The 15,339-nt window shown below is 55.6% G+C and carries 11 protein-coding genes; 7 read left to right on the top strand and 4 right to left on the bottom strand.

The window, feature by feature from the left end; all coding sequences use genetic code 11:
* The first annotated feature begins 9 nt into the window (after positions 1-9).
* Genes RDU76_00140 through RDU76_00130 form a run of 3 tightly spaced genes read left to right on the top strand, consistent with a single transcriptional unit; the run spans position 10 to position 3,330 of the window.
* Positions 10-504 carry an HNH endonuclease gene (locus RDU76_00140; protein ID MDQ7797339.1) on the top strand — a complete coding sequence of 165 codons (495 nt, stop codon included), beginning with the start codon at positions 10-12 and terminating at the stop codon, positions 502-504.
* A 53-nt stretch (positions 505-557) separates the two neighbouring features.
* Positions 558-2,075, top strand: a complete 1,518-nt coding sequence (dacB, locus tag RDU76_00135; protein MDQ7797338.1) for a D-alanyl-D-alanine carboxypeptidase/D-alanyl-D-alanine-endopeptidase — start codon at positions 558-560, stop codon at positions 2,073-2,075.
* Positions 2,076-2,121: 46 nt separating this feature from the next.
* Positions 2,122-3,330: a hypothetical protein gene (locus RDU76_00130; protein MDQ7797337.1), complete on the top strand. Its 1,209-nt coding sequence runs from the start codon at positions 2,122-2,124 to the stop codon at positions 3,328-3,330.
* Positions 3,331-3,390: 60 nt separating this feature from the next.
* Here the strand turns inward: RDU76_00130 and RDU76_00125 are convergent, their stop codons facing one another.
* The 4 genes from RDU76_00125 to RDU76_00110 form a co-directional block, all read right to left on the bottom strand.
* A complete protein-coding gene (locus RDU76_00125) occupies positions 3,391-5,070 on the bottom strand; it encodes a hypothetical protein (protein MDQ7797336.1) in 1,680 nt (559 codons plus the stop codon).
* Positions 5,067-5,765 (bottom strand): hypothetical protein, encoded by a 699-nt coding sequence (locus RDU76_00120; GenBank protein ID MDQ7797335.1) that lies wholly within the window; start codon positions 5,763-5,765, stop codon positions 5,067-5,069. Before RDU76_00120 ends, RDU76_00125 begins: the two co-directional genes overlap by 4 nt.
* A 3-nt stretch (positions 5,766-5,768) precedes the next feature.
* Positions 5,769-6,296 carry a sigma-70 family RNA polymerase sigma factor gene (locus tag RDU76_00115; protein MDQ7797334.1) on the bottom strand — a complete coding sequence of 176 codons (528 nt, stop codon included), beginning with the start codon at positions 6,294-6,296 and terminating at the stop codon, positions 5,769-5,771.
* 155 nt (positions 6,297-6,451) lie between these two features.
* Positions 6,452-8,074: a hypothetical protein gene (locus RDU76_00110; protein MDQ7797333.1), complete on the bottom strand. Its 1,623-nt coding sequence runs from the start codon at positions 8,072-8,074 to the stop codon at positions 6,452-6,454.
* Positions 8,075-8,338: 264 nt separating this feature from the next.
* Between RDU76_00110 and RDU76_00105 the strand changes: the two genes are divergently transcribed.
* Genes RDU76_00105 through RDU76_00090 form a run of 4 tightly spaced genes read left to right on the top strand, consistent with a single transcriptional unit; the run spans position 8,339 to position 15,316 of the window.
* The gene (locus tag RDU76_00105; protein MDQ7797332.1) at positions 8,339-10,342 is read left to right on the top strand and encodes a glycosyl hydrolase family 18 protein; all 2,004 of its coding nucleotides are present in this window, start codon (positions 8,339-8,341) and stop codon (positions 10,340-10,342) included.
* A gap of 18 nt (positions 10,343-10,360) precedes the next feature.
* Positions 10,361-11,707, top strand: a complete 1,347-nt coding sequence (gene manB, locus RDU76_00100) for a phosphomannomutase/phosphoglucomutase (protein ID MDQ7797331.1) — start codon at positions 10,361-10,363, stop codon at positions 11,705-11,707.
* An 8-nt stretch (positions 11,708-11,715) separates the two neighbouring features.
* Positions 11,716-13,557: a tetratricopeptide repeat protein gene (locus RDU76_00095; protein MDQ7797330.1), complete on the top strand. Its 1,842-nt coding sequence runs from the start codon at positions 11,716-11,718 to the stop codon at positions 13,555-13,557.
* Between the two features lie 7 nt (positions 13,558-13,564).
* Positions 13,565-15,316, top strand: coding sequence for a tetratricopeptide repeat protein (locus tag RDU76_00090; protein MDQ7797329.1), 1,752 nt, complete (start codon positions 13,565-13,567; stop codon positions 15,314-15,316).
* Positions 15,317-15,339: the final 23 nt, after the last annotated feature.

Genomic DNA, 15,339 nt, shown 5'->3' with positions numbered 1-15,339 from the left:
GGGCGCCAGGTGCTGGTGCTCAACCAGAATTATGAACCGTTGCTGGTCTGCAATGCCAAACGGGCCTTGGTTCTGTTGTTCCTGGGGAAAGCCGAGGTGGTCGAGAACAGCGATTATTTTGCCGCCAGCATCCGCCGAAGATTCATACTGCCCAGCGTCGTCCGTCTGGGCAGTTTCATCCGCCGCCCCCGACTGGAGGTCAAACTTTCCAAACAGAATATTTTCAGGAGGGATCGCCACGTCTGCCAGTACTGCGGCACCAGCCAGGGGACGCTTACCATCGATCACCTGGTGCCCAAGAGCCTGGGGGGAGATGACACCTGGGACAATCTGGTGTGTGCCTGCACAGTATGCAACAATAAAAAGGCCAACCGCAGCCTGAAACAATCCAGGATGACCCTGATTAAAAAACCCCGCAGGCCCCATTACTTCTCATTCATCCAGTATTCGATACATAATCCCGACGACAATTGGAAACCCTACCTGTTTTTAGGAAAGGCCTGATGATCAGAAAGATCGCATATATACAGGTTCTCATTTTAACCGGAATCCTTTGTGTGTCCGGCGCTTGGGGAGCCAAGACCGCCACCAAGAAGCCGGCCAAGAGGAAAGCCTCCAGCGTCTTCTATCTCCCCAAACCCACCGGAGATGTCCAGGAGGACCTGGATAAATTATTAAGCAAAAAACTAAACCGAGTGGGACGCTGGGGGGTGGCGGTTATGTCGCTGGATGACGGCTCTCTTATTTATCAGCATAATTCCGGCTCACGATTCATTCCGGCATCCAACACCAAGCTGTTCACCACCGCCGCCGCCCTGGAGAAACTGGGCCCGGAATACAGCTACCAGACCGAAATATATGCCTGTGGGCCGATAGATTCGGCCGGAGTGCTGAACGGCGATCTGCTTATCAAGGGATCTGGCGATCCCACCATCAACGATATCGCCACCATGGAGGATTGGGCCGACAACATCAAGGCCATGGGAATCACCGAGATAACGGGCGATGTGATAGGAGACAAAGGCGATTTCCTGCCCGAAAAGCTGGTCTCCATCATTCCCCGCTCGGCCAACAAACTGGTCCGTCCCAAGAAACGGCTGGCCTGGAGGCTTTCCGGCCTCTCCTTCAGGGAGAACGTGGTGGTGGTGACCCTCAAGGGAGGGAGGATCGGCCAGCCGGTTAATTTTTCCACAGATCCTCCGATGTCGGTCAACATCAGGAATCTCAGCCGGACCATAGCCGGCAGTTACAGCACCGTGAATAAAAAGGTGAAGAACAAGGACGGCACCTATACCACCAGGAGCCGCCGGGTGTATAACAACGGCAAGGCCTACGCCTCCTTCGACGGGGCCACCCTGAAAATAACCGGGAAGCTGGCAGCCGGAGCCTCTAAAAAATTCACTTTCTTCGCCAAGGAGCCGGAGAGCCATTTCGCCAGGATTCTGGCCCAACTCTTAAAGCAGCGGGATATAGCGATCAAAGGAGATATCAGGGCCAGCCAGGAGCATCCCCCGGTCCGCGAGAACAATACTTCACTGTTGTACGTTCATTATTCCGAGCCTCTTTCAGAGATCATAAAGGTCATCAATAAAAAGAGCCATAATCTTTACGCCGAGTCGCTGCTACAGACCATCGGTGCCGAGGTGGACGGTGAGGGCAGCCGGGAGAATGGTTCCTCGGCCGAGCGGAACATCATCAGTCAGATGGGCCTGGGGGAGGTGGATCTGTTCGACGGCTGCGGGTTGTCCCGGCAGAACGAGGTATCCCCGCTGCAGGTGGTCAATCTTCTCAAATACATGCATGAACAGCCTTACTGGGACGTGTTTTACAAATCGCTGGCCATCGGCGGGATAGACGGCACCCTGGTGGGGCGGTTCTCCCAGCCGGATTTCTGCGGGAGGGTATATGCCAAGACCGGATCCATCGGTGGCGTCTCGGCATTATCCGGCTACCTGACCGCCAAGAACGGCAAGATGTTCGCTTTCTCCATAATGGTGAACAATACCTACCGCTCAAAACTGGCCAGGCGGATCGAGGATTATATCTGCAAATTGCTGATAGACAACCTGAGCTGATGCTGGCATTCCCTATGCAACAAAAACTTAAAGGGAGGATGAAAAATTGCTGAAAATGTACTTTGACTACCGGGATATTTTTCGGGCGGCCAGGCTGGGCCTGTCGCCCAAAAAAATGTGGGTCCTCTTTTGGGGATTGGTGTGGGGTTTTGCCTGCTACGGAATATTTGGCTATCTGTCGCACCTGGCTGCCGGGCGCAGCCTGGCCGATGTCTGGGTGATGTTCGGGCTGGTGCCGGCGATGCCCTGGCCCGGCTCCGGGGCAATTTCCTGGGTGCTGTGGCTGGCCGGGATGTTGGGCGCCCTGCTGATATACATGATGTCCGCCGCGGTGACCGCCCGCCTGGCGACCGAGCAACTAAAGGGCAACGAATTTTACGAAGTGAAGGAGGCGGCCGGTTATCTGAAAGGAGCTTGGAAATCCATCCTGGGCGGACCGCTGGTCATAATCTCTTTCGTATCGCTGTTGCTGTTTTTTGGAATACTGTCAGGCTGGTGGGGCCGGATACCGGTACTGGGCGAATTGACCATCGCTCTATTAAGTCTGCCCATCTACTTGGTGTGTTTATTCCTGGTCTTCCTGCTGGCTTCGTTGGCCATAGGATTGTTCTTTTCCCCGGTAATCTCCGGAGCCACCAGGGGCGATGCTTTTGACAATCTTTTTGAGGTGTTCTCCTCCATCACCGCCCAGCCCTGGCGGCTGGTAACGTATACCGGGCTTCTTAAACTTATGTGCCTTCTGGCGGCGGCGGTCTTTGCCTGGTTCACCATCAGCAGCATGGGGATAGCTTACCAGGTCCTTTCCTGGTCGATGGGCGGTAAATTTGCCGACATCGCCTTGGCGGCATTCAACCTGTACACCCCGCCCCTGGCGACCAATTATGTCATGTTTCTGGGAATGGATAATCCCATGATATCCGGTCTCTCCTCATTCATGACGGCGACCCCGGCGCTTAGCTGGTCCGGCCAGACGGCGGCCTTCATCATGGGGATGTCCCTGAACGCCGTCCGGCTGCTGGTCCTGTCTTACCTGCTGAGCGTCTTTGTTACCGGACAGACCATCATCTACGGGATAATTGTGATGAAGAGGGACCAGCGCGACATTTTCGCCAGGGAGGAAGGAACCCCGGAGGAGACTTGCCAGGCAATAGATGATAGCGAAAGTCAAACAGAAGAAGCTGAGTCTCAGATGAATAAGAGACCCAAGAGGGTTTTAAAGAAGATCAAACCTGCCAGCAAGACGAAAAAAAGATAATGGAAGCCAAAAAAGAGGCGCCTTTCAAAGGCGCCTCTTTTTGATTTTACAGCCAATTGTTTACCGGATAGTTATTTTTATTCCGTCAGTTCCTGCCGGCAGCCCATTGATAGAAACCCGGACCATTATATAGCCGTCGGCTGGTAGTTTTGACGGCTGCCCGGCATGGAACAGGCCCGAGTTCTGATCGATATTCCCGAATCCGGCCACCGAGGATTTTACCTCCCACTCAAAAAAAGCCGAGCCGCTCAGGTCGTTTCCGTTGGCATCCCTTACTGAGGCGGCAAAGGCGATCTGCTCCCCGCTGTGGATGTTATATTGGTTGGGCGGGGCGTTGATCTTGACCTGGTAGCTGCTGACGGAGACCGGGGCGATGGCCCGGCCGGCTCCGAACTCCTGGGGAAACTCGGCGATGATAAGGCCCGACCTGGCTGCCGCGCCGGCAGTGAACAGACCCTGGGGAGTGATGATGCCGAGGTTCTCCGGCTGCAGTTTCCAGGTGATGCGCTGATCTCCGGCCGGATTGCCCCGGCTGTCGTTAATGACGGCGGAGAACTGAAGCATCTGCCCCGGCTTCAGGCTGGCCTTGGGTGGGTTTATCCGGATGGTGTTCCGCCGCTGGCTTTGTATCTTGACCGAGGCGGCATCCCGGCTCCGGCCGAAGTCGGCCGGCAGTTGAACCACTATTTTACCGGACAGGGTACGGTCACCCGCAGTGAACAGCCCCTGGGGGGTGATCGAGCCCAGGCCCTCGGGGATCACCTTCCAGTCTAGGGCCGGCGGGATCACCGGACTTCCGTTATCGTCCCACACCTCAACCTCGAATTTAACGCTGGATTTCCCCTCCAGCAGCACCTGGCGGGGTTTGATCTTGATCTGATAACGGCTGCTTTTTTCGGAGACTATGACAAAAACCCGGTCGCTGCCATAGGCCTGTCCGGAGGCGGCCTCAACCTTGATAACGCCCAGCCCGGCCTTTTCCCCAGCGGTAAAATTGCCGTCCTGGTCGATGGTCCCCAGCTCGGGGGGAGACAGAAGGTATCTGATTCTGGCTGGGACGGTTTTGCCTTCGGGACCTTGGACCTGAACGGACAGCCGGATCCGGTTTTTCGGCTGCAGCTTGATTCTTTTAGGAGAAACAACCACTGAAAGATCGGAGACTTTTCCGGAAGGTCGGACAGATATCTGAGCCTGCCCCAAACCATACTTTCCCGGTCCCTTGGCCAGGGCCACGATCCGGCCATTCCCGGCGCCGTCAGCGGTAAAGCTGCCCCGGGCATCTATGGTTCCCAGATCATTGGGGATGACCAGCCATTCGGTTTTGATATTTTCCTCTGGCAGCATAATCCGGGCGGTAAACCTTAGGGTTTCGCCGGTCTTGATCTCGGCCCTGGCCGGCGACACCGATACAATAAGGCGGCCCGGTTTACTCCCCAAAACTTTTATCATGGCGTGTCCCAGCATGGTCCGGCCATCCTTGCTTTTGGCTATGGCCCGTACCATCCCCCGGCCCGGCTTGCCGGATGCAGTGAAAAGCCCGCTTTGATCGATATTTCCCAGAGAGGCCGGAATGACCTCCCAGCTTAACGACCCACCGGGCTCCAGGCCCTGGACGGTGAAAGCGACGGCAGCATTGACCTGGGCCTCTGCCGGATTGGGCCAGATCTGAAGCCCGGCGGCTGACAGGGCTGCCGATGATATCAGCAGCCAGGGGACCAGTATTAGATGGATCTTTTTCATGATGGTTCCTCCAACAAGTAGAAGCTCCAACTGGCCGTTTGATAGCTTCCGTCAGCCTGCTGCAGCACCACCCTGACCATGTGTTCCCCGGCCCCCAGGGATTTGGGGTCATAGGAGATATATTGACGGCTGATGGTCGATCCGGCCGAGACATCGACATCGTCCAGCAGGATCTGCACCTTTCCCTGATGGTCGGGATAAAGCGAGGCCATGATAGTCAGATCCTGGCGGCCGACCACATCCTGGTCGGACGGCCAGACCGGATAGATCCGAGAGAAAAGATTTGATGATTGATTTTGGACAGATCCCGGAACGGGGCTATTGTTGCCCTGGCTCGGGGCAGAAGCCGGGAGTTCGGAAATATTTATATATTGGGGGCTATATTCATAACGCATCACCAGGGCGGTGAAAGCCACGACCAGAGCCATGGCCGGGGCGGCCAGGGTCAGCCAGCCCGGCTCCAGCATCCCTTTGCCGGAGGCTGTCTGCCGTCCCTCCAGCCGGGTCAGGGCTTTGGCGCCCAGGTAGGCCGGAAGCTCCGCCTGAGGAAATGTTTTTAGAACATCGCTCAGGGCCCCCTGCTCCTGCCATAGCAGGGAGCAGTCCGGGCATCTTGTCAGATGTTCCTGCAGTTCCCCGGGCAGCGGGGCACCGGGATTTTCTTGCAGATATTTTTCGATTTGTAGACAATCCATTTATCACACTCCTGTTTCTGATACGTAATCTTTCAATTTCCGGGCCAGGATCTTACGGCCCCGCCACAGTCTGGATTTTACGGTTCCCTCTGAGCAGTTCATTATTTTGGCGATCTGTTCGCAGCTTTGGTCTTGAAAATAATGTAGCACCACGGTCTCTTTAAAATCCTCCGGCAGGGCGGATACCGCCCGGGCCACCACCTTGGTTCTTTCGCTGTTTTCGGCCGGGTCGGCAGTTGCAATATCGGTGGACAACACCTCGCTTGAGACGTCCTCGAAGCCCAGCCAGCTTCGGACCCGCATCTTACGGGCCTGCCGGCGGTGATGGTTGACGGCAATACGGTATATCCAAGTGAAGACATCGGAGTCTCCCCGGAATTTGTGATATTCGCGGTGAGCTATCAAAAGAACATCCTGGGTCAGATCCTGGGCCCAGTGGTAGTTGCCGGTCAGCCTGAGCATCAGGTTGAATAACTTCTGCCCGTATTTTTCCAGTACTTCTTCAAATTCCAGCCGCTGTTTTTCAGGCATATTATCAATTATCTGTAAGTTAGAGTAATTTCGTTGCTGAAAAGTTCCGGAGAATATCACTATCCGCCATAAAGCTAAATCTATAGCAAGTAAGACTTTAAGTGTCTTAAGAAATTTACAATATTGATTAGAGTCCGCCAACCAGCTAAGGGTTCCTAAAATCTATAGCTAACCGAAAGCGATGCCAGCTGTTGGCGATAACTTTTATCCGGAGCCACCCGATCCTGATGCTGTATATTCCGGCAATCAAAGATGATTCCGGTATGGGTCGAAGCCTGCCAGGATGTCCTCAGTTCGGCAATGGTCCTGGCCTGCTCGGTCAGTCCGTAGCTGTCAAAAACCTGATAGTGCTGTGCCGAGGCCTGGATATATAATCTGTCCGCTATCAAAAAGCGGGAGAGGCCCAACATTCCGTTGTGAGACTGGGTCAGGCTGATTCCGGAGCTTGAGGAGTATGAATAAGAGGAGATAACCGAGAAGGCCATCAGTTTTGTCACGATGCTCAGGCTCAGGTTTCGGTTCTGGTATAGATAGGTGATATACGGCCGATAATTGTAATCCAGCCGCAGGCTGGCCGAGGTCAGCCGCCCCCGGGCATAATTCACTGTTCCGCCCAGCTTGAAGCTGCTGCCGGAGGCCGAATCGGTGAAGACCTTGTACACCGAGCCGTCCAGTCTGGCCGACAGGCTGCCGGGGAACCTGAGGTCCGCCGTCCCCAGGAGCTCGTTCTTGGCTGTTTCTAGGTAAGGATTGCCGAAGCTTTTAAAGTTACGGCCCCAGGAGAGGTACTGCAGCTCCAGCCAGTGGCGCCCCATCCCCCCTTTTACTCCCAAAAGATAACTGCGGTCATTTATGTATCCGGCCGATGAATCCGGCATAAAGCCCGATCCGGCATACTCGGTGCGGAACCGGGCTCCGCTGATCGGCCATTCCAGGGAGAACCAGCCGAGACGGTTCTTTCCCGACAACAGGGTGTCCACAGTTACCAGGGTATCTGAGAATCCGGTCAAAGTGTCGTTGTAGATATAGGTGGATGACCGGAAGCGCACCGAGTCCGGCAGGGAGCCCGGCTGGTCGTAGCCGTAAAGATATCCGACGGACAGCCAGAGGCTGTCGGCCAGAGATCTTTTTATACGGCCGCCGTACAGATACTGGGCGTAGGTCTGGAACAGGGTATCGGCCGGCTGGGTGCGGCAGGCGGTGCCCAGGATCCCGGTCTTTTGATCCTGCCAGGTGGCCAGCAGCCCCAGCGGGGATGTCCCGGAGAAAACCAGGGTCGAAAGCTCGGGGTAGAACTCTCCGGCGGACAGTCCGAAGGAGGAATTCTCGTACTGCAGCAGTCCGTGAATATATCTGTCATAGGCCGGATCGTAGGACAGGTAGGAATTGAAGAAACCGTCGTCCAGCTGTCCCGATAAATTCACGTCGCCCGAGGGATGCCAGCCGATGGGGAAGCTAAGGCCCAAACCCGATGTGTCCCGGTCGCACTGCGAATAGAACAGGCCGGCGGTAAGGGAGATATCGAAAGGGATCCTGACCGGCTCGGCCGGGACAGTATCCAAAGCAGCCGCCTGGAAGCTCCAGGAATTATCGAACACGGTATCGGCCAGGCTGCTCAACAATACGGTTATCCGGTGAGGGCCGGGAGTCGGCGGCTCAGGGGATAGATAGAAAAGGTAGTCCTTGGTCACTTGCGCCTGTGATGTCAGCTCAATGCCGTCCAGCAGCAAATGGATGTCCATGCCGGCGGCCTCCTCCAGCAGCAGGGAGATCTCCAAGGGCTCCCCCGATGAAATAATAGAATCTGGCAGAGGGGCCAAGATGGTGAAAGGCCTGAATTCGTCATCATTGCCGGGGGAGGAGGGTTCCTGACAATACCCCGGAGACAGAATAAAAAACAGACAACAGGACAATATGATAAGCCTGAATCGCATGAGATGAATTTTCAAGTATTTTGAACTAAAAGTCAAGAAGATAATTGAAATCCGGAGCATCAATTATTCCTTGACATTGACCTCCGGCTGCCATAAACTTATGAATATATGAAAGGAAAAATCACAATCCACAATGTTTTGGTCGGTGCGCTGGTAGTTTTGATGGTCATTTGTTCCACCAGCCGGGCCCAGAACAAAAGCATCCACCAACTGCAGTCGGAAAGCTATTCCGACAGCCTGATCATCAAGGGCCAGGAGGTAAAATACCCGCCGCTGGCCAAAGACAAATCGCCCCGGGTAGGCAAGACGGTGCTGGGATACGATCCCTACTGGACCAGCGACCAGTACCTGCATTACGACCTGATCACCCACCTGGCCTGCTTCAGCGCCGAGATGGCGGGGGACGGGAGCATCACCACCAGCCACGGCTTTCCCGGCACTTGGTCGGCCACCATCGTCCATGCCCACAAGAACGGGGTCAAGGTGCTGCTGTGCGGCACCTGCTTCAGCAGCACTGCCATCACCTCGATACTCTCCAGCGATTCCTTCCGCACCAATGCGGTGAAGAATCTGATAACCTTGGTTCGCAACGCCGGGGTGGAGGGGGTCAACATCGACTTCGAGGGCCTGGCCATTTCCCAAAAGCAGAACATGGTGAAGTTTATCCACGAACTGTCAGACAGCTTCCACAACTGGGATCCCGCCTCCTACGTCTCACTGGCCACTCCGGCGATTGACTGGGCCGGATCATGGGATTACGACAGTCTGGCCATCTATTCCGACGGATTGTTCATCATGGCCTACGACTACTTCTGGAGCGGCTCCACCACCACCGGGCCGCCGGCGCCGTTGGACGGTTATACCTATGATGTGGGCTGGACCATCCACGATTACTCGATCTATTCCGGCAACCGCCGCAATAAGCTGCTATGCGGATTTCCCTACTATGGCCGTGACTGGCCCTGCACGGGGGCCACCGCCGGCTCGGCCACCACCGGAGGCGGCAGCGCGGTGATGTTCTCCCAGGCCGAGACCCTGGCCTACGACTACGGCCGGCAGTGGCAGGCCTCGTCATATAGCCCTTGGTATTATTACAACGATGGGGAATGGCACCAGTGCTGGTACGACGACGAGGTCAGTCTGGGTTACAAGTACCAGATGGTGTGGGACAGCCTATTGGCCGGCACCGGGATGTGGGCCCTGTCCTACGACGGCAGCCGTCCCGAACTGTGGGCTGCGCTGAGGACCAATTTTAATATTCCAATTGATTCATTAATAAACGGCGGGATGGAGAATGTCTTCCGGGACACCGTGGCGGTGCCGTCCGACAATGCCCTCAAACCGTACGGCTGGCTGGAAGGGGACAATGCGGTGGCCGACACCGCCACCGACTTCGTCCATTCCGGCGGTTACGCCCTGCGGCACCGGGCCGATTGTTTGGGCAAAGATGTCCCCTTTCTGTCGTTCCTGTTCCAGGACGCCAAGGTAACACCGGGACTGAACTATTGCCTGTCCGGCTGGGGGCGCAAGAACGACGGGGCCGGCAACACCATGCGGATGCGGATCCAGTGGTTCGATTCACTGCATAAGAATCTTTTATTGGACGACACCACGGCGACCTTAAGCGCCGACAGCGCAGCGTACATCTTCCTGACCACCGGCACGGTGACGACGCCGGCCAATGCGGCCTTCGCCCGGATCAAGCTGAACATCTGGGCGGTTAACAGCACCGCCTACTGGGACCGGTGGGACGATATATCGTTTGCGCAGGTAACAGGCGTGGAGGGAAGGCCCGAATTACCAATTACGAATTACGAACTTAAACTGGGGCAGAATTATCCCAATCCGTTCAAACAGTCAACAGTCATCAGGTACCAGGGGACAGGGGACGGGCCGGTAAATCTTTCGGTTTACAATATAGCCGGGCAGTTGGTGAAAACACTGACCCCACCCAACCCTCCCCTCGAGGGGAGGGACCAGAGGGAGGGGTCGGGATCAATAACCTGGGACGGCCGGGATGACAACGGCCGGGCGGTGGCCAACGGGGTGTATATCTATAGATTGAACGCCGGCGGAAAAAGCATTTCCAAGAAAATGATAATTTTAAAATAAATTCAGAAGGAGCTTACTATGGCGGTCAACCCGAAAATTTTTAAAGCCTACGATATCCGCGGTATTTTTCCCACCGAATGGGATGAAAACCAGGCCCGGGAGATAGGCCGGGCGCTGGTGGACCATCTGGGCTGTCAGGAAGTGGCGGTGGGGCGCGACATGCGCACTTCGTCCGACGCGGTCTTTGCGGCCCTGTCCGAAGGCATCACCATGCAAGGAGCCTCGGTGGTGGACCTGGGGAAAGTCTCCACCGACGGGCTGTATTTTGCCGTGGGCAAATACGGCTACCAGGCCGGGGTGATGATCACCGCCAGCCACAATCCCAAGGAATATAACGGCCTGAAGATCTGCCAGAAGGACGCCATCCCGCTTTCCGGCGACCAGGGCTTGAACCAGATGCGTGACCTGATCAACCAGGGGAAACTCAAAGATAACGCCGCCAAAGGCTCCATCACCGCCAGGGATATAAGCAAGGCCTACATCAGCCACTGCCTGACCTTCATCGATCCCGCCAAGATCAAGCCCTACAGGATCGCGGTGGATGCCGGCAACGGAATGGCCGGGCAGACCGTGCCCCCGCTGTTCGCCAAACTTCCGGGCGAGCTGGTCCCGTTGTTCTTCGAGCTGGACGGCAGTTTCCCCAACCATCCGGCCAGCCCCATCGAACCGGAGAACATCTCGGCCCTGCAGGGCAAGGTAGTGGCCGAGAAGTGCGACTTCGGCGCGGCCTTCGACGGCGACGCCGACCGGATGTTCCTGATCGACGAGAAGGGGCGGGCCCTGGGCGGATCGGACATCGCCGGATTGGTGGCCAAGATGCTGCTCAAGAAGAAGCCCGGGTCCACCGTGCTGTACAATGCCATCTGCTCCCGCTGCGTGCCGGAGACGGTGGCCAGGGCCGGTGGAAAATCCATCCGCAGCCGGGTGGGCCACGCCCTGATCAAGCCTCTGATGCGCCAGGAGAATGCCATCTTCGGCGGCGAGCATTCCGGACATTTTTACTTCCGCGATTTCTGGTTCGCCGACTCCGGGTTGATAGCCTTTCTGGTGTGCTGGCAGCTGATATCCGAGGAGGGCAAGCCGCTGTCGGAGCTGGTGGCCGAGATCGACCCTTATCACCGCATCAGCGAGACCAACAGCCAGGTGGAGGACATCCCGGCCAAGCTGGCCGAGCTGGAGAGCATCTACCAGAACAAGGGGGCCGAGCTGGACCACCTGGACGGGCTGACAGTGTCCTACAAGGATTGGTGGGCCAACATCCGGCCTTCCAACACCGAGCCGCTGCTGAGGCTGAACGTGGAGGCCAACTCCAGGGCCCTGCTGGAGGACAAGACCGCCGAACTGCTTAATATAATTCGCTCCTAAAAACAAATTTGGACCGGCTGAAAAAAATATTCCTGACGGGGCCGGCCCCGTATCTGTGGCTGGCCCTGGCGATATTGGCCCTGTATGCCAAAACGCTGGATTTCGGGTTCACCTCGCTGGACGACGTTCACCTCATCCAGGAGAACCGGGAGAATATCGGCAGTTTTTCCAATGCCCTCAAGGCTTTCAAGACCGATGTTTACTGGGACAGCCCCGGGACCTACTATCGCCCGCTTTTAAGCCTGTCCTTCATGCTGGACCATGCCCTGGGCGGAGAGAATCCCTTCATCTATCACCTAAGCAATGTTCTGCTGCATATTGCGGCCTGCTGGCTGTTGTTCATCTGCCTGAATGCCCTTAATTATCGCCCGGGACTGTCTTTCATCTTTGCCGGGTTATTTGCGGTGCATCCGGCCCTCTCCCAAGCCGTGGGCTGGATACCGGGCCGGAACGACATCCTGCTGGCGATCTTCATCCTGTCGGCATTTATCGCCCTGATAAAATATTATGCCCGGCGAAACAGACGGTGGCTGGCATTGCACTTGGCGGCTTGGCTGGCGGGCCTGTTCACCAAGGAGGCGGCGGTCTTCGCTCCGTTGCTGTTTCTGCTGTATCTGGTTTTAAAAGGTAGATTCAAAGGATCCTGGAAAGCATTGGCGCCCGGCTGGGCGGCCATCATGATCGCGTGGCTTTTATCGCGGGCAACGGCCCTGGGGATGGAAAGGGCCTATTCCTCCCGTCAATATGCAGGGGCGGCGGAGGTCCTGGCCGGCCTGCTTTCATATATCGGTAAGATATTCCTGCCGTTCAACCTATCGGTGCTCCCGTTGTCGGGAGATATCAATATATTTTACGGGATCGCTGGCTTACTGTTGCTGACCGGTATCGCCTGGTTCAGGGGCATCAACGACAAAAATATATTCCTGTTCGGGGCGGCCTGGTTGGTTCTTTTCTTGCTTCCCACCTTCATTCCGGTCTCCACCACCATCAATTTCCTGGAACACCGGCTGTATCTGCCGATGTTGGGTGTCATTATAATTCTGACGGAAAGCAATATCATCAGGAATGCCTCAGCTAAATGGATGGCCACCGCCGGGGCGGCAGTCTTTCTTGCTTTCAGCCTTCTGGCTTTCAACCATCTTGCAGTCTTTTCCGACGGCAACCGTTTCTGGACCAATGCCGTCAAAACCTCTCCCCGCTCTGCTCTGGCCCATCAGATGCTGGGGCGGATGCATTTCAAATCCGGCCGCATGGAGGAAGCCCGCCGGGAATATGTCAGATCATTGGATATTGAAAAGGGTGTTTCGGCCCACAATGACCTGGCCCTGTTGTATCTGGAAACCGGTGAGCTTCGGTCAGCCGAGATGGAATTCAAAGAAGTGCTGGAGATAGATCCCACCTTTGCCAATGTTCACAATAACCTGGCGCTGGCATATTTCAACCGCGGATTATTCTCCGAAGCCCGAAACGAACTTCTCAAAGCCATCGAACTGGAGCCCCAGAGGGCTGATCCGCTGGTCAATCTGGGCATATTGTATCTGCAGTTGGGAGTGCCGGATTCGGCGGAGATCTTCCTTCGACATGCTCTGGCCATAGAGGGCAACAATGTCTCTGCTCACCATCACCTGGGAATAGTGCTTACCAAATCTAAAAAACATGATGAAGCTTTGATCCACCTGGCCAAAGCGCTGGAAATTTCACCACATGACCCGATGATAAACCTGCATCTGGCCCAGCTGTACCTGATCACCGGCAGGAAAGATCAGAGCCGGAGTCAGTATCAAAAAGCGCTGAATCTGGGCTGTCCCCGGAACCGGTTTTTGGAAAATAACCTGAAGCTGCAACTATAAAGTAGCTATGAATAAAATATATCAACATCGCATTTTTCCATATCTGCTGATATCACTGCTGATCATAGCCATCTACGGCCAGACGATTTTCTTCGATTTCAGCAGTCATGATGATGTGGAGCTGCTGGTGGAGAAGGCCCATTTTCTGAAGGATCCGGCCAATATCTTGAAGGCCTTCGCCACCGATGTGGTCTGGGGGAACAAGGGTATCTACTACCGGCCGGCGCTGACCCTGTCCTTTATGGCCGATACTTTGATCGGCGGCACCCGGCCGTTCATATTTCATCTGGGAAATATCCTGATCCACCTGCTGGCCTGCTGCCTGCTTTATCTGTTCCTCAAAACCATCAAAACAGAGAAAACTGCGGCCCTGGTAGCGGCGCTGTTGTTTGCCATCCATCCGGTGCTGATCCAGGCGGTGGCCTGGATCCCGGGCCGCAATGATTCGCTATTGACAGTATTTGTCCTGCTGGCATCCCTCTGCTTTTTGAATTACCGGCGGGGTGGGCGCATTCTCTGGGCCCTGCTGCATATCATTTCATTCTTCTTGGCCCTGCTGACCAAGGAGACAGCCATTTTGCTGCCGGCATTGCTTGTCTTATATTCATTGCTGCACAGGGAGAAAGGCAAGAAGCTATTCGATAAAAAGGCCTTTCTTTCATTGATCGGCTGGATAACGGCGGCGGCGGCCTACCTGCTGTTAAGGACATCGGCCTTGAGCGGGGAGCCCGGCCTGACCGATGCCAGGTTGAACACCTTTCGGGAAAGCCTGATCGGATTTATCAGCTATATCGGCAAAATATTCCTGCCCGTAAACCTATCAGGCGATCCCATTCCGGCCGACCTGCCGGTGGCTTATGGAATAGCCGGGCTGTTCGTGTTATTGGCAGTGATATTCTATCTTAAGATAAAAGATAAAAAGCTGTTTCTGTTTGGAATATTTTGGTTTCTGCTGTTTCTGGCTCCAACGTTTTTAGGCAACACCACCTACGCCAACTTCGCCGAGCACCGGCTGTACCTGCCGCTGATAGGTTTCGCCATCATGCTGCTGCAACTGGATCCCGGCAAGCTGAGACCGATGCCGGTCCCGGTAGTCCGGATCGTCATGGTTTTGATCTTCATCTTTTTTGCCGGGATCAATATTTCCTACAGCCGCAGTTTCCGAAGCGGCCTGGCCCACTGGAAGAAGACCGCCGAGGTCTCGCCCCATTCCTACGTGGCCCATACCATCCTGGGGCGCAGTTACGCCAATCTGGGGAAAGCGGATCTGGCCGAGAAGGAATTCATCACCGCCTTCGGACTCAATCCCAAACATTATACCGCCTACAACGATCTCTGCCTGCTGTATCTCAATAAAGGGGAATACCGGAAGGCCGAGCAGCTGGCCCTGGATCTTTTGAACCGGGAGCCCGGCAACGCCGGGATGCACAACACCCTGGGGTTGGTCTATCTCAACGCCGGAAGGCCCGATCTGGCCGAGTCCGAATTTCTTAAAGCCGTCGAACTGGGGCCGGACCAAGCCGAGGCGGCGGATAATCTGGGATATCTCTACCTGACGAAAGGCGACTGGGCCAAAGCCCAGAGATACCTGCTCCAGGCCCACCAAATCTCACCGGTTGACAGCAAGAACCTGTATCATCTGTCCTTTCTGTTCTATTCGCTGGGCGACCAGGCCCGGGCTTTGGAGTATTATCGTGCTGCGGTAAAGAGCGGACTGAAGGAGGACCACCGGGTGCTGGAGATGCTGCAAGCAAGATGACTTCAACTCCCATGACTTATTTT

This window comes from Candidatus Edwardsbacteria bacterium (assembly GCA_031082425.1).
Classification (GTDB): domain Bacteria; phylum Edwardsbacteria; class AC1; order AC1; family EtOH8; genus UBA2226.
The sequence above is the reverse complement of the archived record's forward strand: the minus strand, read 5'-3'. Positions and strand labels throughout refer to the sequence as shown.